This is a genomic window from Gilvimarinus sp. 1_MG-2023 (genome assembly GCF_030548285.1).
In genome coordinates this window covers 1-251 of the sequence record NZ_JAUOSC010001394.1, presented here as the reverse complement: position 1 = coordinate 251, position 251 = coordinate 1, and the positions used below count along the sequence as shown (strand labels likewise).

Sequence of the window (251 nt, the reverse complement as noted above, 5' to 3'; positions counted from 1 at the left end):
CTGCTGACTATGATGCAACAGGGAAATGACGCCCAGAAAGCAATGGTGCAAGACGCTATCAATCGTCTGTGGTGGCCAGCCTAGATGATGTTTGGCCCCAGCGATGCTGACTCACCCAACAGGGCGCAATCCATGGCCTGGAAAATCAAACGTCACACCAACGATGAATTGCGTCAGCGCTTTATCGACCAGACCGTGCCACAGCTGGAAATTCTCGGCTGTAGCGCCCCCGATCCCGACCTCAAGTGGAA

At 54.6% G+C, this 251-nt stretch carries 1 protein-coding gene; it reads left to right on the top strand.

The features are described 5' to 3' along the window. Positions 1-84: 84 nt before the first annotated feature. Positions 85-251 (top strand): Phenylacetic acid catabolic protein (locus Q4563_RS21410; RefSeq protein WP_336623072.1); only part of this gene is annotated, 167 nt, incomplete at its 3' end.